Origin of the sequence: Colwellia ponticola, from assembly GCF_005885605.1 — a bacterium.
GTDB classification, from domain to species: Bacteria; Pseudomonadota; Gammaproteobacteria; order Enterobacterales; family Alteromonadaceae; genus Colwellia; species Colwellia ponticola.
Genome location: NZ_SZVP01000001.1, coordinates 26063 through 51909, shown reverse-complemented (window position 1 = coordinate 51909; position 25847 = coordinate 26063). Strand labels below are relative to the sequence as shown.

20 protein-coding genes and 1 riboswitch are annotated in these 25847 nt (G+C 38.5%); of the genes, 13 read left to right on the top strand and 7 right to left on the bottom strand.

The genetic code is table 11. The annotated features are described in order from the left end of the window. The first annotated feature begins 235 nt into the window (after positions 1-235). Entirely contained in the window at positions 236-616 is a 381-nt protein-coding gene (locus FCS21_RS00200) for a SpoIIAA family protein (protein WP_138620482.1), read from the top strand. Between the two features lie 120 nt (positions 617-736). Here the strand turns inward: FCS21_RS00200 and FCS21_RS00195 are convergent, their stop codons facing one another. Together FCS21_RS00195 and FCS21_RS00190 are read right to left on the bottom strand one after the other, a co-directional pair. After that, entirely contained in the window at positions 737-895 is a 159-nt protein-coding gene (locus tag FCS21_RS00195; protein ID WP_306461450.1) for a hypothetical protein, read from the bottom strand. Positions 896-1193: 298 nt separating this feature from the next. Next, positions 1194-3857 carry a M66 family metalloprotease gene (locus FCS21_RS00190; protein ID WP_222927933.1) on the bottom strand — a complete coding sequence of 888 codons (2664 nt, stop codon included), beginning with the start codon at positions 3855-3857 and terminating at the stop codon, positions 1194-1196. A 95-nt stretch (positions 3858-3952) separates the two neighbouring features. Then, positions 3953-4038, bottom strand: a riboswitch (cyclic di-GMP riboswitch). A 650-nt stretch (positions 4039-4688) separates the two neighbouring features. On the opposite strand from FCS21_RS00190, the gene prfB reads away from it, so the two are divergent. The 3 genes from prfB (at position 4689) to FCS21_RS00175 (ending at position 9104) form a co-directional block, all read left to right on the top strand. Continuing rightward, a protein-coding gene (gene prfB, locus FCS21_RS00185; RefSeq protein WP_171035607.1) for a peptide chain release factor 2 occupies positions 4689-5787 on the top strand; the annotation gives its coding sequence in 2 pieces (ribosomal slippage) (positions 4689-4763 and positions 4765-5787; 1098 coding nt in all). Between the two features lie 91 nt (positions 5788-5878). After that, positions 5879-7453, top strand: coding sequence for a lysine--tRNA ligase (gene lysS / locus FCS21_RS00180; protein WP_138619978.1), 1575 nt, complete (start codon positions 5879-5881; stop codon positions 7451-7453). A gap of 304 nt (positions 7454-7757) precedes the next feature. After that, on the top strand, positions 7758-9104 hold the full coding sequence (locus tag FCS21_RS00175) for a sodium-dependent transporter (RefSeq protein ID WP_138619977.1): 1347 nt from the start codon (positions 7758-7760) through the stop codon (positions 9102-9104). A gap of 35 nt (positions 9105-9139) precedes the next feature. Here FCS21_RS00175 and FCS21_RS00170 read toward each other — a convergent pair whose 3' ends face one another. Next, the gene (locus FCS21_RS00170; RefSeq protein ID WP_138619975.1) at positions 9140-9844 is read right to left on the bottom strand and encodes a TIGR01621 family pseudouridine synthase; all 705 of its coding nucleotides are present in this window, start codon (positions 9842-9844) and stop codon (positions 9140-9142) included. A 231-nt stretch (positions 9845-10075) separates the two neighbouring features. On the opposite strand from FCS21_RS00170, the gene FCS21_RS00165 reads away from it, so the two are divergent. The 3 genes from FCS21_RS00165 (at position 10076) to FCS21_RS00155 (ending at position 16092) form a co-directional block, all read left to right on the top strand. Continuing rightward, on the top strand, positions 10076-12946 hold the full coding sequence (locus FCS21_RS00165) for a M16 family metallopeptidase (protein WP_246046928.1): 2871 nt from the start codon (positions 10076-10078) through the stop codon (positions 12944-12946). A 201-nt stretch (positions 12947-13147) separates the two neighbouring features. Beyond that, positions 13148-14737 carry a glutamate--cysteine ligase gene (gshA, locus tag FCS21_RS00160; RefSeq protein ID WP_138619973.1) on the top strand — a complete coding sequence of 530 codons (1590 nt, stop codon included), beginning with the start codon at positions 13148-13150 and terminating at the stop codon, positions 14735-14737. A 734-nt stretch (positions 14738-15471) separates the two neighbouring features. Beyond that, the gene (locus FCS21_RS00155) at positions 15472-16092 is read left to right on the top strand and encodes a transglycosylase SLT domain-containing protein (protein ID WP_138619971.1); all 621 of its coding nucleotides are present in this window, start codon (positions 15472-15474) and stop codon (positions 16090-16092) included. A 325-nt stretch (positions 16093-16417) separates the two neighbouring features. On the opposite strand, the gene FCS21_RS00150 is transcribed toward FCS21_RS00155, so the two are convergent. The 3 genes from FCS21_RS00150 to FCS21_RS00140 form a co-directional block, all read right to left on the bottom strand. Further along, positions 16418-17704: an HlyC/CorC family transporter gene (locus FCS21_RS00150; protein ID WP_138619970.1), complete on the bottom strand. Its 1287-nt coding sequence runs from the start codon at positions 17702-17704 to the stop codon at positions 16418-16420. An 82-nt stretch (positions 17705-17786) separates the two neighbouring features. Continuing rightward, positions 17787-18584, bottom strand: coding sequence for a cytochrome C assembly family protein (locus FCS21_RS00145; protein ID WP_138619969.1), 798 nt, complete (start codon positions 18582-18584; stop codon positions 17787-17789). A gap of 119 nt (positions 18585-18703) precedes the next feature. Next, positions 18704-19864, bottom strand: coding sequence for an SO_0444 family Cu/Zn efflux transporter (locus tag FCS21_RS00140; protein WP_138619968.1), 1161 nt, complete (start codon positions 19862-19864; stop codon positions 18704-18706). A 231-nt stretch (positions 19865-20095) separates the two neighbouring features. On the opposite strand from FCS21_RS00140, the gene ffh reads away from it, so the two are divergent. From ffh to arfA, 6 genes are all read left to right on the top strand, one after another. Further along, the gene (ffh, locus tag FCS21_RS00135) at positions 20096-21469 is read left to right on the top strand and encodes a signal recognition particle protein (RefSeq protein ID WP_138619967.1); all 1374 of its coding nucleotides are present in this window, start codon (positions 20096-20098) and stop codon (positions 21467-21469) included. Positions 21470-21797: 328 nt separating this feature from the next. Then, complete coding sequence (gene rpsP, locus FCS21_RS00130; RefSeq protein ID WP_138619966.1) at positions 21798-22043, top strand: 30S ribosomal protein S16; 246 nt, start codon at positions 21798-21800, stop codon at positions 22041-22043. A 27-nt stretch (positions 22044-22070) separates the two neighbouring features. Then, complete coding sequence (gene rimM, locus FCS21_RS00125; protein WP_138619965.1) at positions 22071-22598, top strand: ribosome maturation factor RimM; 528 nt, start codon at positions 22071-22073, stop codon at positions 22596-22598. A gap of 39 nt (positions 22599-22637) precedes the next feature. Beyond that, positions 22638-23429 (top strand): tRNA (guanosine(37)-N1)-methyltransferase TrmD, encoded by a 792-nt coding sequence (gene trmD, locus FCS21_RS00120; RefSeq protein WP_138620479.1) that lies wholly within the window; start codon positions 22638-22640, stop codon positions 23427-23429. A 26-nt stretch (positions 23430-23455) separates the two neighbouring features. Further along, positions 23456-23809 carry a 50S ribosomal protein L19 gene (gene rplS, locus FCS21_RS00115; RefSeq protein ID WP_138619964.1) on the top strand — a complete coding sequence of 118 codons (354 nt, stop codon included), beginning with the start codon at positions 23456-23458 and terminating at the stop codon, positions 23807-23809. 391 nt (positions 23810-24200) lie between these two features. Beyond that, a complete protein-coding gene (gene arfA, locus FCS21_RS00110; protein WP_138619963.1) occupies positions 24201-24404 on the top strand; it encodes an alternative ribosome rescue factor ArfA in 204 nt (67 codons plus the stop codon). Between the two features lie 210 nt (positions 24405-24614). Here the strand turns inward: arfA and hemF are convergent, their stop codons facing one another. Beyond that, a complete protein-coding gene (hemF, locus tag FCS21_RS00105) occupies positions 24615-25553 on the bottom strand; it encodes an oxygen-dependent coproporphyrinogen oxidase (protein ID WP_171035606.1) in 939 nt (312 codons plus the stop codon). Between the last annotated feature and the right edge of the window lie 294 nt (positions 25554-25847).

Below are 25847 nucleotides of genomic sequence, written 5' to 3'. Positions count from 1 at the left end.
GGGTATTTTACCCCGTTGTGTTGATTTAGCGCCACGTTGCTCTTTGATGTAAGCACTGCAGTAAATGTCTTATAAGTATCTAGGTGAATAAAAATTATGCTATGTTTTAGTATGCTAACCTCTGCTTCATATTGTTGACACATATATTTTAGCTCTGATTTGTAAAGCTAACCCACGTTTAGAGGCTAGCATCTCGTGGGGAGTCATTGTGTCTATATTATTCGGAGATATAGTGATGAGTTCTATTAAACATGGTTTATCTATTGGTATAGAAAGAATTGAAAATGACTTTTTCCTTTCATTGAAAGCAGTAGGAAGGCTCACGCACGAAGACTATAAAATAATCACGCCTATGATTGATTCAGCATTAGCGCAAGTTAAAGCACCTAAGGTTGATGTTTTAATTGATGGTACAGAACTTGAGGGGTGGGAGTTAAGAGCTGCTTGGGATGATTTTAAACTTGGTCTTAAACATAATAATGAATTTCGTAAAATAGCAATTTATGGTAATAAAAATTGGCAAGAAATAACAGCTAAAGTAGGCTCTTGGTTTATCTCAGGTGAAATTAAATATTTTGATAATTTACATGAGGCGCTAAGTTGGGTGAAAGAATAATATAACAAGAGATTATGGTGTTAGATCTTAATGGTTAACACATTTTAGGTTCCTAATAGACACCATTTCTCATTATCGAATTATCTGTTATAACTAGCCTGTTAATACAGGTAATTATCGCTACTTTATGTAGATTTCCCAGTGATTTGTTGGGTCATTATATAAGGCAGAGCCTTTGTCATGTGGTTGTTCAGGACAATACGCTTCGGCATTGTCTAATAAACTACTTCCATGTAGCGTCAGATAAAAAGGTGATAACGCCGTAACAATGATCAACAAACGGTGTCCTAATTATCCGGCTAAAAGCATTTTACCCATTGTTGAATAGAATTTTCTTAGAATCAATAGGCTACACACTACTTCGTCGCGATTAAAACGCTTTACTCACTATGATATAAAAAGCGAATGAAATTCAACCGAAAAAGTTCAGCAGACCCCAGTCGTTGATGCTATTTTTTATATCGCTATAAACTAAAGTTACGACTTAATGGTGATGTTAAACCGCAGCTTAATATCACCAGTTAAGCGTGATTATTATGTTAGCTGCGGCTAGTTAAAACGTTGATCGGCTAGGCGGTTACTCTATATCAGCGATATATGTCCAAAACCTATTATTGGTTTTATTGGTCGGAAAATACCAATAGCGACCATCACTACCTAACCCAGAAAGCTTAAACAACTCTTTATCTCCGTTGTAAGGGTTGTTATAGAGATATAAGTCACCGATGTTACCTAGGCGATCGTAATCACCCCATTGATGGTATGTTTTGTTTTTATGATAGCCATTAAAACCGGTCGACAACGTCGCGCTTACCGGGCTAATGCCCTTGGAAGCTAATATGTTGCCATCGCAGATCACGGTGACATTTTCGGGATGGCTTGCTTGAGCAATGTTGATGTGAAATTTATTCATCACATGCTCATTTCTACGTACATTAGCAAGCTTAAATGCCAATACTTGACCGTCTTTAGTGGCCACTGTTAATTGACAATGATTGGCAGAGAGTCTTGCGCTATCGTCACTGTAGGTAAAGCCATACGAGCCATGTAGCGCTGGATAAATATAGCTAGGCAGTACTCCTTGTGGGTCGTAATAACCGACAAGCGTAGTTACTGGGATACCAAACGACGTCGGTACTTTTGCAATGGTTAAGTCGGGCTTTTCAGTTTCAGACCAGGTTGTGCCATTAGATCGATAAGATGTTTTCAAGCCATTATAAATAACAATTGATTCACCATTGATTAATAGGTGGCTATTGTAACCCGCATTGTGGTTAATAGAAATCACCCGTCCTTTATTGGCATCCGATGCCGCAGGCACTGTAATATATTTGCTCCAATTGCCGTTGTACATGGCAATATTGACTAAGTCATAGTCTTTGAACAAATCCGTTAAATAATTTTCTGATAACAGGCCAATGGATGCATTGACTTGCTCGGCATCGATGACGTTGTGTTGATACGGCTCCATTTGTTGTGCAACGGGGTTCCATTTTTCAAAACCGGTTGCAGAGTCCATCGAAAAGAGCATTTTTGACTCAAGATTTTGTTGAATATGCGCAGCAGTATAAGGCGTGTAAAGGGTAAACCGATTAAGCGCTGACATAGGATAGCCGCCGGCAAGTGAATCTGAGCCAAACTTTCTGCCATCAAAAGGAGCTTGGCATTCGCCATTTAGGCATGCACTTTGGTTACTTTTCTTTGCTGCCATGTTGGGAATGAACTTATTTAGTGCTTCGTCCCAACCCCAGGTTGAGTTAATGTTGTCAGCTTGGCGGTGAATAGAGCCGTTAAAGCCATTAGGGTAATGACCTATACCAAAATTGTGGCCTAATTCATGACTAAATTCGTTACCTAAGGTGGCGTCTAACGTGACAATACCGCCACCACCAGAGCCGCCATGGGTGACTATGCCGTTTTGATAATTACCACGGCTATTGTGGGCGGTTAACTGCGCCGCTAAATAGGGATTATCGCTTTCCCCTTCACCAACAGAGCTGTTAATACCGTAATTGGCGTTATTAATGCCGATAGAAATTAGCTCTTTACCAATTCTTTGACGCATAGTGCCGGTATGCCAACCGCCGGTACTTGGGTCAAAATCCGTCAGTAGTGTACCGTTAGGCAGCATAACTTCTTCTAAAAAAACGGCTTCATATTGACTTACCGTCATACGACTCACCGGTAATGTTTGAAAGTATTCACGCTGCGCAGCAGCATCGTTAGCAAACTGAAACGCGCCACGGGGCGCAGTTAACATACCAAGATCGATAGTGTTTATCAGTAATGCTGACGGGGCACCGACGTTAACATTGCTTAGCTCACCAATCAGGTTTTCATGCTTGAATCTCATGCTAACACCCGGTTGCATAAAGCTTGGCGGCAGTTTAACGCTCCAGGTGTTATTAGCATAAATCAACTTGTTATTTTCTAATTCACCGTCTAAGAACCATTGGCCATTGATCTGTTTAAACACTAATTTTTGGTTATCGTGAAGTGGTACAGAGCGACCACTATAGAAAACTTGTGATGAATAACCGGCGGTTGAATTGACTCGTACCACTTTATTGGTCATTGATGTCGAGTTTGGTAAGTAAATATTTCTTGTCCAAACGCCATCAGCGGTATGTATGTCGACTAGGTTATTATCGTCCAGCTTACTGGATAGAAAGACGGCATTAGGATCATTAAGTTTAGAGATTGCCTGTGCTGAATTAATTACCGTTGACGGACCGGATACCGGGGTGAAATCAATATCCCCTTCAGGAGCTCCGTCAATAGCATAGGCTGTTGTTGGTAGTTGGCTTGGTGGATTAAGGCGCAAGGTACCTAACTTTTTACCCTCATTATTAATCGCTGTAACCGTTAGTGGCTGGTTTATATTGAGATCACTTCGCTTTGGTTTAACCAGTAACAGCGCTGCTCGCTCAGCGATTAAGTGGGGTTGAACGTCACCATATAGCTGATGTTTTGAGGGCATAATTTGGCTTTGGGCAAAGGATACCGACGCCTCTAGTGTGCCTTCTAAATCACTGGGCAAGTCGTTGTTATTAAAGACTAGTAAAGGTGCTGATGTTGATTGTGTCACTTGCTCCGCAGCGCTAGCCACGCCAGAGGTAAGAACGCCAGAGCTGAGCATACTAGCCGCGATACTGGCAAACACAGTGGCTTTAAGATGAAACGTAGCGGGTAACAAGGTCGGTTTTTTTATGCGGGGTAAATAGGTTTTTTTGAGTAACATTCTGGATATCCTTTTTAATGTTATGAACAAAAAAGGCAATCACCAAGCATTGGAATGAAAAATTAGGTCGGGTACTTATTCGTTCTTAATAAAGCTATGGTGGCTCCGCTGTCGTAGGTTTTACACCCTTAGATCGGTAGCTTTGCGTCCTAGACTTTCGACTAGTTTGCCTTTTACATTTGTATTATTGGTATTCGTTGTTTCTATGTAATGCACATATCATAGATATCACACATAGGTTATATCTATGTATTATCTATGCGTTATCTATAAGTGATATATATCATGCAGGTATTTTTGTTAAAAATCATACCTATACAAATAATACAGCAGTTGCATAGTATAAGTCACTATAAAAAATAAAAGTGCTTACACTCCATCCTTGAAGCCACAATAGTGTCAATTGCTCAGTACGCGTTCGAAAGCAAAAGAACTTTTCTACATTCCCTGCGGGGAAAGAGAAGAAGGGAAATCAGATGAATCAGCACTGGTTATAAAAATCAAATAAGACGTATCTGTAAAATTTAAGCGTTAATACCATTAAATACCAGAAACACTTAGCATAGTGCGTTATTAACTACTTTTAGTCATCGCTTTCCCACTCATTTTTTGACTAGTTTTTTCACTACTATTCACACTGAGTAAAAAGCAGCTGTAAACCAACATATTCATTAATTATGGCTATTTATTTACCCCTTTAAGTGCGTTACAATGCGCGACCATTTGTCCTTGCTGTATTGTATAAAATTAGGTACACCTAGCATGACAATTGACAATATTATTAGCCAAGAGTTGGCAAATACTGGCAATTAACTTTATTTTTGAAGATTTATGTTCGAAACAAACCCAATATTAAGTAAATTAAAAGAAATCCGTGAGCGCGCTAGTATGCTTCGGGGGTATCTTTGACTACGACGTTAAAGCAGAACGTTTAGTTGAAGTTTCCCGTGAATTAGAGCGACCAGAAATTTGGAATGAGCCTGAGCGCGCTCAAGCTCTAGGTAAAGAGCGCAGTGCCTTAGAAGAAGTGGTTAATACCATTGTCGAACTCGAAACAGGTTGTGAAGATATTGAAGGCTTAGTTGAGTTAGCTGTTGAAGAGTCTGATCAAGAAACTTTTAACGACGCTGAAAACGAAGCAGCTGCTTTAGATGCCATCTTAGAAAAATTAGAGTTTCGCCGTATGTTCTCAGGCGAGCAAGATGCTAATAACTGTTATTTAGATATACAGTCAGGCTCTGGCGGTACTGAAGCGCAAGACTGGGCTGAAATGCTTATGCGTATGTATTTACGTTGGGGTGAAGCCCACGGTTATAAAACCGAAGCGATTGAAGTAACCGATGGTGATGTTGCTGGTATTAAAGGTTGTACTATTAAATACACTGGCGAGTATGCCTTTGGCTGGTTACGCACCGAAACAGGTGTGCATCGTTTAGTACGTAAGTCACCGTTTGACTCGTCAGGTCGTCGTCATACCTCGTTTGCTTCAGCGTTTATTTACCCTGAAATAGATGACAATATTGACATTGATATTAATCCTTCCGATTTACGTATTGATACGTTCCGCGCCTCGGGCGCTGGTGGTCAGCATGTAAATAAAACTGACTCGGCTATACGTATTACCCATGTTCCTACGGGGGCTGTGGTGGCTTGTCAAGCAGATCGTTCTCAGCATAAAAATAGAGCGACCGCAATGAAGCTGCTTAAAGCTAAGTTGTATGAAATAGAAATACAAAAGCAAAACGAAGGTAAACAAGAGTTAGAAGACGGTAAGTCAGATATTGGTTGGGGCAGTCAAATTCGCTCTTACGTATTAGATGATAGTCGTATTAAAGATTTAAGAACGGGTGTTGAAAACCGCAACACCCAAGCGGTATTAGACGGCGATTTAGATCGGTTTTTACAAGCAAGTTTGAAATCAGGTTTGTAAAAAATTCAGATTAACCTGTTTGAGGTAAGCACACTTATTTCATAGGGCATGAATCACATTGAAAAATTAAAGATAACCACGAGAAAATAACATGACAAACAAGGTTCAAGATAGCCCAAGCGCACAAGATGAAAATAAACTAATTGCCGAGCGTCGTGCAAAATTAGAAAAGATTCGTGAAAATTGTCCAGCTAATGGTTTTCCTAATGATTTCAGTCGTGAGCATTATGCTAACGATATTCAAAGCGAACACAGTGAAAAGACTAAAGAAGAACTTGAAGCGTTACAGTTAACTTATGCGGTTGCTGGTCGTGTTATGGCTAAACGTGGACCTTTTTTAGTGTTACAAGACATGTCTGGTCGCATTCAAGCTTACGCAGACAAAACAGTACAAAAAGACATTAAAGAGCGTTGGGGCACCCTAGATATTGGTGATATCGTTGGTGTGAAAGGGGTTTTACGTATGTCAGGTAAAGGTGATCTTTACGTGAACATGGATAAATACTCACTATTAACTAAGTCTTTACGTCCATTGCCTGAAAAATTTCACGGTTTATCAGATCAAGAAACTAAGTATCGCCAGCGTTATGTCGATTTAATTATTAATGAAGATACCCGTAATACTTTCAAATTACGTTCAAAAATTATTGACGGTATTCGTAGTTTCCTTGTGTCGCGCGATTTCATGGAAGTTGAAACGCCTATGTTACAAGTGCTCCCTGGTGGCGCAACGGCTAAGCCATTTGCTACGCATCATAATGCACTTGATATTGATATGTACTTACGTATTGCCCCTGAGCTTTACTTAAAACGCTTAGTGGTTGGTGGTTTTGAAAAAGTATTTGAAATTAACCGTAACTTCCGTAATGAAGGTTTATCAACGCGTCATAACCCAGAATTTACTATGATTGAATTCTACCAAGCTTACGCTGATTATAATGACTTGATGAATCTTACTGAAGATATGTTGCGTACGGTAGCTGAGAACGTATTAGGTACGGCACTGGTTCGTAATACGGTTAAAAATACTGAAGGTGAAGTAGTAGAAGAAAAATTCTATGACTTTGGTAAGCCTTTTGTCCGTTTATCTATGGTTGATGCTATTTTAACTTACGGTAAAGATCATCACGCAGCAGCGCAGTTAGATGAAGCGGTTTTACGTGATCCAGAAAACAACTTTGATGCTATTAAAGCAATGGCTAAAGCCGTTGGCGTTAAAGAAGGCGAAGCCGCAAAAGTTTGGGGTCCAGGTAAATATATCTGTGAAATTTTTGAAGAGGTTGCCGAGCATTTATTAGATCAGCCTACGTTTATTACTGAATACCCATGGGAAGTTTCTCCATTAGCACGTCGTAATGATAACAATCCATTTATCACCGACCGTTTTGAGTTCTTCGTTGGTGGTCGTGAGTTAGCCAATGGCTTCTCTGAGCTTAACGACTCTGAAGACCAAGCAGCACGTTTTAAAAAGCAAGTTGAAGAAAAAGATGCTGGTGATGATGAAGCAATGCATTTTGATGAAGATTACATTCGCGCTTTAGAGCACGGTTTACCACCAACAGCAGGTGAGGGTATCGGTATCGATCGCTTAGTTATGTTGTTTAGTGATTCACCAACCATTAAAGACGTTATCTTGTTCCCGCATATGCGTCCTGAAGCTGAATAACAGTCTGTTTGATGAGTAAAGGTTAATGTAGACTGGTGCTGCAATTAACCTTGAAATTCTTGTGTAAGTTAATTTATAGATAGATTAATAAATTTTTAGTTAGTGGATGATGTAAGCCCTGTGTTAATTCTGTTATAAGAGTTATACACAGGGCTTTTTGTTTATTCTGTCTGATTAATGCTATTTTTACTGTAATTGAGTAGATTAGAGCTCTTATAAAGAGCAATATAAATATCCTTGAGAGTGTTAGGCTAACCCTACTCAAAGGTTATAAAATAGTTAGTAAAGAGAGTTGAGGAATATTATGGGTGTTGCAAGAGGCGGCTTTAGTTCGCGCTTTGGTTTTATTATGGCGGCAGCAGGCTCAGCTGTTGGCTTGGGAAACATTTGGGGTTTTCCAACGCAAACCGCTAGCAATGGTGGCGCTGCTTTTGTGTTAGTTTATCTTGTGTTGGCATTTTGTTTAGCCTATCCCGCGTTTATGGCTGAGTTACTTATTGGTCGTTATGGTCAAGCGAATGCAGTGACCAGCATGCAAAAAATTTCCCGCAATAACAGACAAAAACACTTTGCTTTTGTCATTGGCTTTGGCGGTGTTATTTGTGCCGCACTTATTCTAAGTTTTTATGGCATTATTGCCGGTTGGATGATGTCTTATGCGATTGAACCCGTGGCTAAACTTGCCGGATTAACAGGTACAGCTAACTGGCTAATAAGTCAGTCACTAGTGCGTAATGTTCTGTTTACCGCATTATTTATGAGTTTAACCATTTTTATTATTCGCCGTGGTGTCGAACAAGGTATTGAGAAATGGTCAAAACGACTGATGCCAATGCTAATAGCATTACTCATACTATTAATTATTTACGTTTTTACGCTTGAGGGAGCAAAAGAAGGTTTTACTGCTTATTTAAACCCAGATATTTCTCGAGTATTTGAACCTAACTTATTAATTAGCGCTTTAGGGCAAGCCTTTTTCTCCTTGTCATTGGGGACTAGTGTCATGATCGTTTATGGCTCTTATATTGCTAAAAAAGAAAACTTGGTAACATTGGGTGTACAAGTAACGCTTATTGATGTCTCAATTGCCTTTTTAGCTGGCTTATTAATTATTCCAGCCATGTATGTTGCCCAAGCACAAGGAGTAGCCATTTTTGCAGAAGATGGCAGTCTTATTTCAGGGTCAAATTTAGTATTTACCGTGTTACCGGCGCTATTTTCAGGTATGGGCTTTGTTGGCTTATTTGTTGCGTTTGGCTTTTTTGTCTTGATGTCTATAGCGGCACTAACCTCGTCTATTTCTATGCTTGAAGGGCCGGTATCTTATGTGGTTGAACGACATGAGGTGCCAAGAGAAAAAGCAACTACCTTCATCGGTTTAGCTATTTTAGTGTTTAGTATTCTTATTGTGGTTAACTTATCATGGATGCTAGATTTTATTGCCATGTTATCAACCCAATATGGTCAACCTATTATTGCGATGTTGTGTTGTGTTTTTGTCGGCTGGATATGGCATAGAAGTGATGTACTCGCTGAAATTAAACAGGGTAATAGTACGGTTGAATATGGCCTATTTTGGAAAATTTGGCCATGGTATATAAAATTTATTTGTCCTACCGCGATTGCTTTAGTTTTTTGGCATTCACTGTAATTTCCTTATCAGTTAGCTTAGTATTAACTATCTAACTAAAGCCTTGGCCAGTTTAACTGCCAAGGCTTTTTTATTGCCTGTAATTGTTCTGTGATTGTCGCGTTGAGGTAGAAATCACCTGATGTTGGTAATGACGTAAACTCAAAAGATTCACCTAAATAGTTAAAGCGCAGGGCAAAGGCGTGTAAATAACCTCGATCTGCCGGTGAAGTACTGTAATAAAGTGGGTCGCCGACTATAGGTGCACCAATACTTGCTAAGGCTACGCGCAATTGATGAGTTTTACCTGAATGAGGTTTAAGTAAATATAAGCGTTGTTTATTCGCAACAGGGTATGAAAAAAACTGAGTAATGGCTGGGTTCTCCATGGTCCGTAATAATTTAAACATACCACGGCGACTTTTGCCCATATCGCCTTTAATGAGTCCTTGTTTTTTATTAGGCTTTTTATCACTAATAGCCAAGTAATATTTTTCTACTTGGTGTTCACTAAAAAGTTGTCCAAAAACTTGTGCGCAAGCTAAATTTTTGGCAAAAATAACTAAGCCTGAAGTCATTTTATCCAATCGATGCACAGGGTAAAGCTCACACTTATTATCACTGGTTTGCTGCTGGTTTTGTAGCTGTTGTTTTACTAAAGAATGCAAGCCAGAGCCTATATCACCTTCATCATGAAAATTTAGTCCAGCGGGCTTTTCAACCACGATAAAGTCAGGGTATTGCGCAATAGTTTTATACATTTTAATTAGCCGAGAAGTCTTCATGTTTGTTATGATAATACTATTGAGCTTAAGAAGGTGAGTACTTTCTTAGGTACTGCTGTGGGTTAATATAGCTCGATACTTCTTTTTACTCTTTTTTACAGGTATGTTATTTTGCGAAAATTCCCTCGATACCGATTTCTTACTTCATTAACAGCTTTATTGCCAACCGCATTTACGACTCCACTTTCACTGCACAGTATCACTAGATTGAAAGTTTCGTTAATAGCAGCGAGTACCGCATTATTAGTTGCTTGTAGCAACCAACAAATAACTGATTTAGCTAATAATACTCTAGCTGCCAGTGAAATTCCTGCTGGCGTTAGCTTAGTTGAAACGGTCACAGCTGAGCAAGATACCCTTAATATCCCTTTTAATAAGTATCAATTAGCTAATGGCTTAACGGTTATTTTACATCAAGATCATTCTGATCCTTTAGTGCATGTTGATGTTACTTATCATGTTGGCTCTGCTCGAGAGCAATTAGGTAAATCAGGTTTTGCCCATTTTTTTGAGCACATGATGTTTCAAGGCTCGAAAAATGTTGCCGATGAGCAGCATTTTAAAGTCGTTACCCAAAGTGGGGGGGATTTAAATGGCACGACTAACTCAGATCGTACTAATTACTTTGAAACAGTACCTAAAAATCAGTTAGAAAAAATGCTCTGGCTTGAGTCTGACCGTATGGGCTTTTTATTAGAAGCCATTACCGCAGAAAAATTTGAAGTACAACGCGCCACAGTAAAAAATGAACGTGGTCAAAATGTTGATAATCGCCCTTATGGTCGATTAAATGAAACCATCAATCAGATGATTTTCCCACGTGAACATCCTTATTCCTGGCCTGTTATAGGTTATATGTCTGATCTTGAACGAGGTACAGTCACTGATTTAAAAGAATTTTTCTCGCGCTGGTATGGTCCTAATAATGCGGTAATTACCATTGGTGGTGACTTTGATGAAGCGCAAACGTTAGCGTGGATTAATAAATATTTTGGCGAGTTAAATGCAGGACCAACGGTAGAAAAAATGGCTAAAACGCCAGTGACCTTAAACACCAACCGTTATTATTCTTTTACTGATAATGTTTCACTGCCGTTATTGTATATTAGTTTTCCTACCGTTTATGGTATGCATGAAGATGAACCAGCTTTAGATGTACTTGCTAATATTTTAGGCAATGGTCCTACGTCATTACTTTATAAAAATCTTGTTAAATCAGGTGCAGCAGTGCAGGCGGGTGCAAGCCATCCTTGCCGAGAATTGGCCTGTCAAATGAGTTTTTATGCGTTGCCAAACCCACAGCAGGGGTTGTCTTTAACTAAAATAGAGCAAGTGATTAACGACACCTTAATTGAGTTTGAACAACGTGGTGTCAATAGCGACGATTTATTAAAAACTAAAGTAGGCATTGAAACCAGCACCATTTATGGTTTGCAAAGCGTCTCAGGTAAGGTCGCTAACTTAGCGCATTATCAAACAATGTTAGGTAATGCTAATTATACAGAACAACAAGTAGCGCGTTATAATAACGTGACGAAAGCCGATGTTATGCGTGTCTTTAGGCAGTATATTCAAGGTAAAGGTGCGGCAATATTATCAATAGTACCACCAGGACAAGAAACGCTAGTCGCTAAGGCAGATAATTTTGTTTTACCTGATGTTAGTAAGGGGGCTAGTAAGCAGGCAAAACTAGCGCAGCATACGCCACTGATGAAAAATACCAGTACTTTTGATCGCAGCCTAATGCCGAGTTCCCCAGCTAACCCGCTGATTACTTTGCCAAGTTTATGGCGAGAAACCTTTGCTAATGGCATTAACGTGATTGCCACTAAAAACAGTGAAACACCGACAGTTAGTTTACTCTTAAGTCTTGATGGTGGCGTATTGCTTGATTCTGTCGATAAAGCTGGTTTAGCTAGTTTAACGGCAAGTTTAATGAATGAAGGGACCACTGTTCATAGTAAAGAAGAATTATCGAATGAATTAGCTAAATTGGGCAGTAATATTTCTATTGGCGCATCAGGTCGTAATACTTACATTAAAGTCAATAGCTTAGTTAAAAACCTTGATGCTACCTTAGCCTTAATGAATGAAATGATGCTTAAGCCCGAGTTTTCACCAGCAGCTTTTAATCGTGTTAAAAATCAGTTAATTCAAGGGTTACAGCAAGGTAATAAAGACGCCCGTACACTAGCGGGGAACGCTTTAAAACAAGTCACTTACGGTAAAAGTAATCGTTTTGGTTTGCCTGATAGTGGTACCATTACTACCGTATCTGCAATCACACTTGATGATGTTAAAGCGTTTTATAAAACATACTTTTCACCAGCAAAAGCCAGTTTAGTCGTAGTTGGTGATATTAATAAAGCAGATTTACTCGCTAAAATTGCCTCATTACAAAGCTGGCAGGGAGATGACTATACCATTAAGGGGAATTATCAATTTCCACAGATAACCGCTAACAAGCTTTATTTTGTTGATCTACCAAACGCGAGCCAATCAGTGATTAGATTATCGCGCAGGGCAATGGCCTATGATGCCACGGGCGATCACTTTAAAGCAACGTTAATGAATTACCCGTTAGGTAGCGCCTTTAACAGCCGCATTAATTTAAATTTACGTGAAGATAAAGGTTACACCTATGGCGCATCAAGTTACTTTTCTGCAGGTAAAACCTTAGGTCGCTTTAGCGCTGGCGCCAGCGTTAAAAAAGAACATACCTATGATTCAATACGTGAAATTGAAGCAGAATTAACAAAGTATCAGCAGCATGGTTTAACAGCAGAAGAGGTGTCTTTTATGCGCCAAGCTATTTCACAAAATGAAGCGCTTAGCTTTGAGACACCCAGTCAAAAAAGTGGTTTTTTACGACAAATACTACAGTTTAATTTACCAGCTAACTATGGCGAAGAGCAAAGTAACATCATAAAAAATATTACTATTGAGCAATTAAATGCTATTGCCGCAAAAGAATTAGCAAAACCCATGCAATGGATAGTAGTTGGCGACGGTCAAGTAGTGAGGCCACAATTAAAAGCACTCAATCTAGAGGTTGTTGAGCTAGAACTAGTTAAGTAATACTCAATTGATGAAGTATAATTTTACAGTACACAATAAATAAAGTGCAATTTATATTACAATGCATTGAAAACCATGAAAAGCCCCTTATCTATAGGTATTAACTTATAGGTATACTCAGGGGTATTTCTTGATACCTTTTTACCCGCTACATACTGATAATGTTACTTTTAGCTTTATGCAGTATTGATAGGAATTAATTTGACACTTTCATTAACTGATTATATTGGCGCCTTTAGCCAAAGTGAAAACTTAGCGGCACTTGCTGGTATTGGACGCGGTATAGAGCGAGAAACATTACGTATATTGCCTGAGGGGAAGCTATCAGAACACGGGCATTATTATCAACTTGGCTCAGCGCTTACACACGGACAAATAACAACTGACTATTCAGAAACGTTACTTGAGTTTATTACGCCGGTTAGTGATTCACCTGAGCAAGCTATTAGTCAACTGCAAGATATACAAAAATATACCTTTGATCATATTGAAGGTGAATTGTTGTGGCCAATGAGCATGCCTTGTTTTGTTAATGATGCGGATAAAATACCATTAGCGCAATTTGGTCACTCTAATATAGGCAAAATGAAGACTGTTTATCGCCAAGGGTTGAAGAATCGTTATGGTTCTATGATGCAAGTGATCGCAGGTATCCATTTCAATTTTTCATTTTCACAAGACTTTTGGCAAGTACAGCAAAAGCTACACCAATCATCAGGTGAAAAGTTATCATCACTTGATGATTTTATCTCGGAGCGTTACTTTTCAATTTTAAGAAACTATAAACGTTTTTGTTGGTTAATTCCGTATTTATACGGCAGCTCCCCTGCGTTGTGTGGTTCTTTTTTACAAGGTAAAAAGCATCAATTACCTTTTAAAAAGTCACCTTTTGGTGCCCTTTATCTTGAGCATGCTACCTCATTACGTATGAGTGACTTAGGTTATACTAGCTCCGAGCAATCATCACTGCCAATTTGTTATAACAATTTGAACGACTATGTTGATGGTGTTCAGGATGCTATTAAACTTAAATCGAAAGAGTTTGCGAAAATTGGCATAAAAGTCGACGGTAAGTATCAGCAACTTAACGATAACGTATTACAGATTGAAAACGAATTGTATGCGCCTATACGACCTAAACGCGTTGCTAAAGCAGGCGAAAAACCTTCAGCTGCATTAAGAGCACGTGGTGTTGAGTATATTGAAGTAAGAGCGCTTGATGTTAATCCTTTTTCAGATACGGGTATTACTATTGAGCAAGTATACTTTCTTGATATTTTCTTAACGTATTGTGCATTTGTTGATAATAAAGAGTTTGATTGTACTCGCCAAAAATTGCATGAAGAAAATATGAAGCAAGTGGTATTACGAGGTCGAGATCCTGAGTTATTACTCAATGACGCTAACTGTAATGGTGATGTTAAGCTTAAATCAGTGGTTAGCTGGGGTAATGAATTATTTGAGCAGATGGATCAAGTTGCACAGTTATTAGATAAAGCGTATCAAACTACAAAATATAGCGAAGCTATTGTACGTGAGCAGGCTAAAGTTAATGATGCTAGTTTAACGCCTTCAGCGCAGATAGTCGCTATTGTTAAAGAGCAATCCTTATCGGCATATGCGTTAGCTAAAGCCAGTGAATATCAGCAAGCAGCTCAAAGTCGAGACTATCAATTTTATGATAAGGCTTTCTTTGATGAAAGTGTGCCTGCTTCTCATCAAGCGCAAGCAGATATTGAAGCGGCTGATGTATTAAGCTTTGATGATTTTTTATCTGACTATTTTAAATAACTTACCCACGAAAGACTCCACTAAAGAAAGTTTTAGCTAATAACTCACGGAAAACACTCAAAAAAAAGCGCGTCAAATAGACGCGCTGCTTATTTAAGTAAACAAAACTTAAATCAAATGAAGCAATCCAGGGAAAGAATGTTTCAATAAATAAGACCGCACTATTAGCAGTAAGTTCATTATTTTTTTAAATTAATGTCATGAGTAATATTTTGATACCGTATTTGAATTTTTATTGTTAAGTAGCAATGTTTAGCGACCATCTAGTACTTTTTCCCAATATTCGTAATAATATTCATAAAAAAAATTCATAAAAAAACACCTTCTAAAAGAAGGTGTATAAAGTTAAAGCACAATAATGAAAAACATAATAACCATAGCAAAGTAGTATTACCGTTATGTGACACATTAATATTATCAAGCGATTAACTTGTAAAGTGCCAAAAAACACCTTCTGCGTTTTACTATAATTTTTAGGTAAAAAAAAGCCTGCTAAAGTAGCAGGCGTAAACATCGCTAAGGGATATTACTAAAGAAACAACTAAGGGAACAACATAACTATTAAGTAAGAGTGCTGTTGTTTGCTTTAGTTCAAATTAATTTTAGTTTTATTTTTATACCTACAAAGACAAGACAATATTTTTAGTAAAGCGAGTAATTTACTCAGCAAAAACTGCCATTAATTAGTAATTTCTGGCATGATAATAACATATTGTACTAACCGTTAATTGTGTATGTCTCTACGTAAAACTTTCCTACTAACCTCCGCGAGTGTTTTATTACTTTCTAGCTGCGCGACTCCTCCCCCGAAAAACCCTGAAAATATATGTGAAATCTTTCGCGAACATCGTGATTGGTATTTTGCCGCTAAAGATATGCGTGAACGTTGGGGCGTACCTATTCATGTCCCCATGAGTATGATGTATCAAGAAAGTTCTTTTCGTCATGATGCAATCCCACCTAGGTATTATCTGCTTGGTTTTATTCCTTGGGGTAGGGTAAGTAGTGCTTATGGTTATTCACAGGCAAAAACTATGACCTGGAAAGACTACATCAGAGAAACAAATAACTCTGGAGCTGATCGTGATGATTTTGATGATGCTATAGATTTTATGGGGTGGTTTATTTTTAAAACCCAAAAAATTAATGGTGTATCAAAGTGGGATGCCTACAACCAATATTTAAATTATCATGAAGGTTGGGGCGGCTTTAAGCATAAAAGCTATAAACGAAAACCTTGGTTAATGAAAGTGTCTAGAAAAGTAGATAATCGCGCTAGACGCTACAGTAGTCAGTTAAAGAGCTGTGAAAAAGAGTTAGATCATGGTTGGTTGTGGCGGTTGTTTTTTGGTTAATCAGTACAATGTTAATTGCTAATATTTCACCACGTCATTTGTGTGTTTAATAATGCTACAGCAGTATAAAGCTTGCCAAAAAAATATTTTTATCATGAAAAATCGTTAAGGCTAGCTGTGATAACTGCTACAAGAAAAGCTAGTCTTTTAACAAAAAAACTAGAAAATAAAGTCGCAATTTTTAGTAAATAATTGTTGAAATAGTAAAATGCTGCTGCTGATAGGGTTAGCTATTGTTATCCACAGAAATTGTGGAAAGCTGAATCAGGTGTGCTGAAACCTCATTCTGTGGATAACTTTGTGATTAACTTTTGTTGTTGCTTAATTATGCTTCATCGGCGTTTTCATCAATAAAATGCTCAGGCATCACCCGAACCGTTTTTATTTTATTGTCTGCTACGTCAATGATTTCGACAGGGTAGCCCGATATACGCACGCTAATATTACTTTCAGGTATCTCTTCTAAATACTCAATAATCAAGCCGTTGAGGGTTTTGGGGCCGTCTGTGGGCAACTGCCATGACATTTCCTTATTAATATCACGAATACTGGCACTACCATCGACTAAATAGCTGCCATCAGGCTGTAAACTTACTTCATCACTGGTCGTTGGTGTCATGGTGGTAGTAAAGTCGCCGACAATCTCTTCTAGAATGTCCTCTAAGGTAACTAAACCTTGAATATCACCGTACTCATCAACAACTAGACCTAAGCGCTCTTTAGCGTGTTGAAACTTCAATAGCTGAATATTTAATGGTGTTCCTTCAGGAATAAAATACAACTCACGTACAGCTCTTAGTAATGTTGCTTTGGAGAATTGATTTTTAGACGAAAGTTTTAATGCATCACGAGCATGAATATAACCAACCACATCATCGATATTATCGCGATAAAGTAATACCCGGGTATGGTTTGCTTGTGTCAGTTGTTTTTGTATTGTTTTCCAATCATCATTGACATCTATCCCAACTAAATCATTTCGTGGGATCATAATGTCTTCAACAACCACTTTCTCTAAGTCTAATATACTCACGAGCATGTCTTGATCACGCTCATGCAATAAAGCCCCAGACTCATTTACCACGGTTCGTAATTCTTCACTGCTAAGACTGTGTTGCTCTCTTTGTTCTGAATTAATACCTAAAAGCATTAGTATGCCATTAGTTATCCAGTTAACGACTACGACTAATGGAAACAGTATCTTTAATAATATTGTTAACACAATAGAGCTAGGAAAGGCTATTTTTTCAGGGTACAAGGCCGCCAATGTTTTAGGGGTAACCTCGGCAAATATAAGAATAATGAGTGTTAGTGCTACGGTGGCAATTAAAATACCCATGTCACCAAATAAGCGTAAACCAATAACGGTTGCAATAGCAGAGGCGGCAATATTAACCAGGTTATTACCAATAAGAATTAAACCAATAAGTCGGTCAGGGCGATCAAGTAGCTTGCTAACCCGCTTAGCACCTTTATGGCTTTGTTTTTCAAGATGACGTAAACGGTATCTATTTAATGACATCATGCCAGTTTCAGAGCCTGAGAAATAGGCTGAAATAAGAATTAAAATACCGAGAATAGTAAAGAGTAATTCGGTGGATATACTGTCCAAGAAGGGGGTTCCCTGTTTAGCGTTTAAAATAATTTACTAGTACGGCTAACGTATAGGCGCACTAGTAAACAATGACTGAGATTTATAAAATAAATTCTTTAACGAATCGACTACCAAAGTAGGCAAGCGTTAGTAAACTACTGGCGGTTACCATTAAAACTAATACTCGGTGTCCGCGCCAACCTTTTTCAAAGTGACCCCACAGAATAAGGCTATAAATGGCGAGAGATACTAATGATAATATAGTTTTATGAGCACTTTCTTTTGCTAAAAAACCATCTAAAAAGATAAAACCAATTAGTTCACTCACCAATAAAATGGCTGTACCAGCAGTTAATATGGTAAAAAGCTGTTTTTCAACCTGCATTAACGGCGGTAAATGAGCCACCGCGGTTAAGTTTTTACTTTTGAGTTTAAAGTTAATATAAGTGACTTGAAAAGCAAATAAAGTTGCAATGATAAGCACGCAGTAAGCCACTAACGCAAAACTAATATGGCTGAGTAAGAATATCTTCTCAACCACCAAAGGAATTGAATCGATTGGCGGTAAAAAAATAACCACTAACTGCCATAAACCGGTAAAACCATACACAACTGGTAGCAATAAGTTAACTTTAAATTTCAAGGCCACTAAGGTGACTACTATCGTTATGAGTAAACTCACTAGTGAGATTACATTGGGTAAATTGAAATTAATGACGTTTTGAGAAAAAGACAATAAAGCATCATTAAAAGCGTGTATTACAATAGCAGAGACCGCTAAACTTAATACTAGGGTTATATTAGGCCCTTTAGGGTGAAATAAGCGCGTCACTATTGCTAATGTAGCAAGCATATAAAGCATAAATGCTAAACTTGAACCTATAACCAAAAAATCCACTTCAAAACCCCTAAAAACAACTTGAAATACGCGTAAAAAATTATTCTATCAGATAAAATCTTCAGCGCCATGTGATGAATCGTAATTTACTTAAATTTACCATAACGTTAACCATTAAATTAAGCTCTTATTAACAACTTTCTCACTGGTTTAATCGCTAGAAAAGCAATTAAACCGGCACAGCTTAAACCAAACCACTTAGGTAAGAGCTCATGACTATGTTGCATTTGTTCGCTAATATTAATGTCATAAAAGTTAAGGGCAAAATCAAGTAACAGCGCAAAACCGATGGCGCACAATGCTACACCAAGTAAATACCTAATTAATATCGCGTTACCCATTTCATTACGAATAACGCCCAGTGTTGAAATATTGGTAGCAGGTCCTGCCATCATAAATACCAAGGCAGTACCTGGCGATAACCCCGCCATAATAAACCCTGCGGCAATCGGTGTTGAAGCGGTTGCGCAAATATACATAGGGATAGAGATTAATACCATTAACAACATAGCCGGTAAGCCACTACCATAACTTAACAACAATTCTTCAGGTAAAAATGTTCGAACGAGTGATGCGAAAACTAATCCGATGAAGAGCCAAGTGATAATATCGTCAATCAATGTGGTTGACGCATAATAAATACCTTGCTTAGTTTTAGCTAGAAACTGATTTTTTGTTACCGCAGCTGTCTTATTTTTACTAGCGCAACACGATGCTGTAGATTCAGGCTTTACAATCACCTCTTCAACTATCTCAACTTTTTTACTACTACAACAACCGACCTGTTCGGTTTTTTTGACACTGTCTTGGCTATTGGTTTTAGCGCAACCCTTAGTCGTGTTTTTATCGGGGGGAGAAGATTTTATATCTTCGTTTTTAATACCTGAGACTAATAACCCGGTAATAATGGCAGACATAATAGCGGCAATAGGGCGATAAATAGCAAAAACAGGGCCAAGCAAGGCGTAAGAAACCGATACTGAATCAATGCCTGTTTCCGGGGTTGCTACTAAAAAAGAAGAGGTAGCAGACGCTGAAGCACCGCTTCGTCTTAACTCTGTGGCAACGGGAATAACGCCACATGAACATAGCGGTAATGGAGCACCAATTAATGCGGCTTTTACAATAGCCAACTTTCCTTGCCCCAAGTGTTTACTTAATACTTTACTAGGTACCCAAGCTTTCATTAACCCTGCAATGACTAAGCCTAATAGTAACCAAGGGCTTGCTTCGGCACTTAAGTCTAGAAAATTTGTCGCTAAGGCGGTTAGCTGTTCCATAAATACCTATATTGAATCGATTATTTATTAGCGTTAGTGGATCTAACGCATGAGGTTAAAAATTAGCAATATTATATCACGCCAACCTTCCCCACAGCACTATAACTTATGCTTCCCTAAGTTATTTTATGTCAATTACTTCATAGTTAAATTATCTACAGTCGCATCTTAGCGATATTTGGGTATAATAGCAGCATTAACCTTATCAATATTTCGCTGTTAGAGTATTCCATGTTTGACAATCTTTCCGATCGCTTAAGTAAAACGCTTAAAAATATTAGTGGCCGTGGCCGCTTAACTGAAGACAATATAAAAGATACCTTACGTGAAGTGCGTATGGCATTACTTGAAGCCGATGTTGCTTTACCCGTTATTCGTGAATTTGTTGCTAAAGTAAAAGAACGCGCCGTTGGCACCGATGTTTCTAAAAGTCTTACGCCGGGGCAAGTTTTTGTAAAAATAGTACAAAAAGAACTTGAAGCGGCTATGGGTGATGTTAACGAAGCTCTTGATTTAAGAGCAGCGCCACCAGCCATCGTTTTAATGGCCGGTTTACAAGGTGCGGGTAAAACTACCTCAGTAGCTAAATTAGCCAAATTTTTAACAGAACGTGAAAAGAAAAAGGTATTAGTAGTTAGTGCCGATGTTTATCGCCCAGCGGCTATTAAGCAGCTAGAAACCTTAGCACAAGAAATTAATGTTGGCTTTTTCCCTAGTGATATTTCACAAAAGCCTATTGATATTGCCAATGCTGCCATTGATCACGCCAAGAAAAACTTTTTTGATGTGGTAATTGTCGATACCGCTGGGCGCTTACATATTGATGAAAATATGATGGGCGAAATTCAACAGCTTCATGCGGCTATCAATCCTATAGAAACACTGTTTACTGTTGATGCCATGACCGGGCAAGATGCGGCTAATACCGCTAAAGCTTTCAATGATGCACTACCATTAACCGGTATTATCTTAACGAAAACCGATGGTGATGCACGTGGCGGTGCAGCGTTGTCAATTCGTCATATTACCGGTAAACCGATTAAGTTTATGGGGGTTGGTGAAAAAATTGAAGCACTTGAGCCTTTCCACCCAGACCGTATCGCCTCACGTATTTTAGGTATGGGGGATGTACTGTCACTGGTTGAAAAAATTGAACAGAAAGTTGATAGAAAGCAAGCTGAAAAACTCGCCAAAAAAGTAAAAAGTGGTAAAGGTTTTAGCTTAGAAGATTTTCGTGACCAGCTTGTCCAAATGAAAAATATGGGCGGCATGATGGGTATGATGGATAAGCTCCCTGGCATGGGTAATATGTCTGATAAAATTAAAGATCAGATGGATGATAAAATTACCGTGCAAATGGAAGCTATTATTAACTCTATGACGCCTGGTGAACGAGAACGTCCTGATATTATTAAAGGTTCACGTAAACGTCGTATTGCTGCTGGCTCAGGTACAAAAATTCAAGATGTTAATAAACTTCTTAAACAATTCGCTCAGATGCAAAAAATGATGAAAAAAATGTCAGGTAAAGGTGGCATGAAAAAAATGATGCGAGGTATGCAAGGCATGATGCCACCAGGTGGCGGTGGTATGTTCGGTCGTTAGACTTTAACTCTAGTCACCTCATTATCACTTTTACTCTCGTTTGACACTAAATTAAAGGTCGCTTTGCGGCCTTTTTATTAACCGATGTTGTTGGTAAGTGAAGGTTGTCAATTAATACGACTAAAGTGAACGAGTATAATATAGTGCCGTTTATGCAATGGCTATCAGCACCATCATCGACATTCCCTTCATAATACTCTTCACTCAATAGCGAAACTAAGCTTGTAAAATTATACCAGAAGCGTATAATACGCGAGCTTTTCTGTCGCTTGTCGATAGGAAATGTCTGGAAAATCCGTTTTTACACTTAACATATATAGAGGACGATATGGTTACCATTCGTTTAGCTCGTGGCGGCGCTAAAAAGCGTCCATTCTATCAGGTTGTTGTTGCAGATAGCCGTAACTCTCGCGATGGTCGTTTCATCGAGAAAGTTGGTTTCTTCAACCCGACAGCACAAGGTCAAGCAGAAAAATTACGCTTAGACCTAGACCGTGTTACCCATTGGGTAGGTCAAGGTGCAACAGTATCTGATCGTGTGGCTAAGTTAGTTAAAGACGCAACTGCGGCTTAATTACTTAGTAGGTAGTAGGAGAATTTTGTGAGTAAAGAAGATCTAATCATCTTAGGTAAAGTAGGCGCTGTTTACGGCATCAAAGGATGGTTGAAAATTCATTCGTTCACCGATGAAACTGAGGCCATACTTGACTACTTTCCTTGGTCATTAAAATTAGGAAATAAGATACAATCAGTTGAAATTACTGATTGGCGCAAGCATAACAAAGTACTTATTGTGAAAGTGGCTGGTATTGATGACAGAGATGACGCGCAAGCATTAGTCGGCTCAGAAATATTAACCAACGAAGCAGCGTTGCCAGCATTGTCGAAAGACGATTTTTACTGGCGCGATTTAATAGGTATGTCTGTAGTGACTAACAAAGGTTACGACCTGGGTGTAGTTTCAGACATGATGGAAACTGGCGCTAATGACGTACTGGTTGTAAAAGCTAACTTAAATGATGGTTTTAGTAAAAAAGAGCGGTTAATTCCTTATCTTTTTGAACAAGTAATTGAATCGGTTAGCATTGAAAATAAACAAATTTGTGTTGACTGGGATCCAGGTTTTTAACTTGTGAGTAGCACTACCTCTGATAAAGAGAATAACAAAATGTGGATTGGGGTGATAAGCCTTTTTCCCGAAATGTTTAACGCTATTACCGAGTATGGGGTAACAGGGCGAGCGATTCGTAATGGGTTAATTGATTTTCAGTTATGGAATCCAAGAGACTTTACCCATGATAAACATCGTAGCGTTGACGATCGTCCTTATGGCGGTGGTCCGGGGATGTTAATGATGGTGCAGCCATTACGAGATGCAATACATGCTGCAAGAACTGCCGCAAGTAAAGCAGCGCTAGCGTCCGGTAACTATGAGAGTAATGTCAAAGTTATCTATTTGTCTCCGCAAGGGCGAAAGCTTGATCAACAAGGCGTAAGTGAATTAGCACAACATAATCAACTAGTATTTATTGCTGGACGATATGAAGGCATAGACGAACGATTAATCGGGTCAGATATTGACGAAGAGTGGTCGGTTGGCGATTACATTTTAAGTGGTGGTGAACTCCCTGCGATGAATGTTATTGATGCCGTAGCACGCTTAGTGCCAGGTGTTTTAGGACATAAAGAATCAGCAGAGCAGGACTCCTTCTCTAACGGTTTACTAGACTGTCCTCATTATACCAGGCCAGAAGTACTAACGACTCCTAACGGAGAAGAAATGTCAGTACCGAAAGTGTTACTTAGTGGTAATCATGAACATATACGCTTATGGCGACAAGAGCAATCTTTGCTAAGAACTTGGTCTAGAAGACCGGAATTATTAACTAACCTAGCTCTGACAGCTGAGCAGGAAAAAGCACTCGCTTTAATTAAAAAAAAAGCGAAGCGGTCCACTTAGACTGTGCACACTAGGAAGAAGGTATTATGAGTAAAATTCTTGAAATGCTCGAACAAGAGCAAATGAAAAAAGATCTACCAGCATACGCCCCAGGCGATACTGTTGTAGTTCAAGTTAAAGTTACAGAAGGTGATAAATCACGTCTTCAAGCGTTTGAAGGTGTAGTTATTGCTATTAAAAACCGCGGCTTACATTCTGCTTTTACTGTTCGTAAAATTTCGAACGGTGTTGGTGTAGAACGTGTATTCCAGACACATAGCCCGATTGTTGATTCAATTGAAGTTAAACGTCGTGGTGCTGTTCGTCAATCTAAACTTTACTACTTGCGCGAGCTATCTGGCCGTAAAGCACGTATCAAAGAAAAATTGGGTAAAAAATAGAAATATTTTTTATACCATTTTCTGTAAAGAAATTTTGATCAAAGACCTGAATAAGCAATTATTCAGGTCTTTTTGTTTGTATTTATAAAAAGGGTTGATCAGAAGTAATGGCTTAGGTGTAACTTGCTCGATACATACTAACCGCGTTAAATTTATTTGATTTAGAATGACTAAACCGAAAAAATTCGCCTTGTTATTACACATCGGGCATAGTATTGAGTTGGGAAGAAATTTAATCAAATTGGTATAAGCACTTTACTGGTCAATAAATTAATTTTTTGAGATAGCTATTTATTTACAATTTTAAGCGTATACTCATCTAAATCACTGATGCGTTTAGTGAGAAAAATTATACAAATTGAATAAGTAGCTTAACTAGAAAGGATAAGTAATGAATAAGAAAAGCAAACCATTAGCGACAAGAGGCAATAATGCAACAGAGCTGGGTAGAGGACAAATTAAAGCTAACTTTTTAGCCGCCTTAGTCACCTCAAAAGTTTATAAAATGCAGGTAGTTAAAGCGAAAAAAGGTAAGGGCTCTTACCAGCGTAAAGCTAAAAATGTAGGACGAGAGTCTTATTTAATGGTGGCTTAGGTCTTATACCCTAGGCATCATTAAATAAGACTTTTATGTTAGCTTGGTAATTAACTATTATCAGCTCAAATCAAAAATCAAGGTCATGTGTAACTATCAATCCCAACTTCAACATAGAATGACTTATAAAAAAGCACTAACTAAAAAATTTAATTAGTGCTTTTTTATTTGTAAATATTGATAAACGCCTTAATATAGTACGTTTACGCTTTACTTTAGTAGGTTTAACCAATCTTTAGGCGTTAGATAGTCAGCTAATTTAGCCTCATTACTACTTTCATCGGCTTGGAAATTATATTCCCAGCGGGCGAGCGGTGGCATAGACATTAAAATTGACTCTGTTCTGCCACCAGACTGTAAGCCAAATAATGTACCTCGATCAAATACCAAATTAAACTCTACGTAGCGACCGCGGCGATAAAGCTGAAACTGACGTTCTTGCTCACCATAAGCATCATTTTTACGGCGCTGCATAATAGGTATATAAGCATCAATAAACCCTTGGCCAACTGCTTTGACATAATCAAAGCAGGTGTCGAAATCCCATTGGTTTAAATCATCAAAGAATAGGCCGCCAACACCACGAGTTTCATCACGATGTTTTAAATAGAAATATTCATCACACCACTTTTTATGGTCGTTATATACATTGTCCCCAAAAGGTTGACAAAGATCGAACGCGGTTTGGTGCCAGTGCGTGATGTCTTCATTTTTTGGATAGAAAGGCGTTAAATCAAAACCACCACCAAACCACCATACGGGTTTTTCACCTGCTTTTTCGGCAATGAAAAAGCGTACATTAGCGTGTGCGGTAGGAATGTTTGGATTTTTTGGGTGAATAACTAATGAAACACCACAAGCTTGCCAAGTTCTACCAGCAAGTTCTGGACGATGAGCACTAGCCGATGGTGGTAATTTATCCCCCGATACCACAGAAAAGTTTACCCCACCTTGCTCAATAACGGTGCCATCGGTCATCACGCGAGTTCTACCGCCACCACCTTCTTTACGCTGCCAGTTATCTTCAATAAATTTTCCAGTGCCGTCAGCTTCTTCTAGTGCCTGACAAATTTTATCTTGTAGGCTTTTGAAAAACGCGATGATTGGCGTTATTTCAATGTTCGCTGTATCGCGTAGTTGTGAGTCCATTTTTTTTACCGTCGGTTAGTCATTTATTGTTGAGCGCTATTATATACCTGTTAGTCGTTAAAGTGCACTGTGAACACTCTATTCCATTAAATCATTACCTTCTTTGAGTACCCAATTAAGTCGTTATTAAAAGAGCCTGAAAAACAAGCTAAAATACCCGATGTAAAGAGTACTGTATAGTGCGCACCACAAAGATGCGATACGCTGCGCTACACTGGTGCATAACGTCATTTTGTTTATTTATTAATACTCTAATATGTTGATATATAAGTTTTTATTTTTTTTGGCTCACTT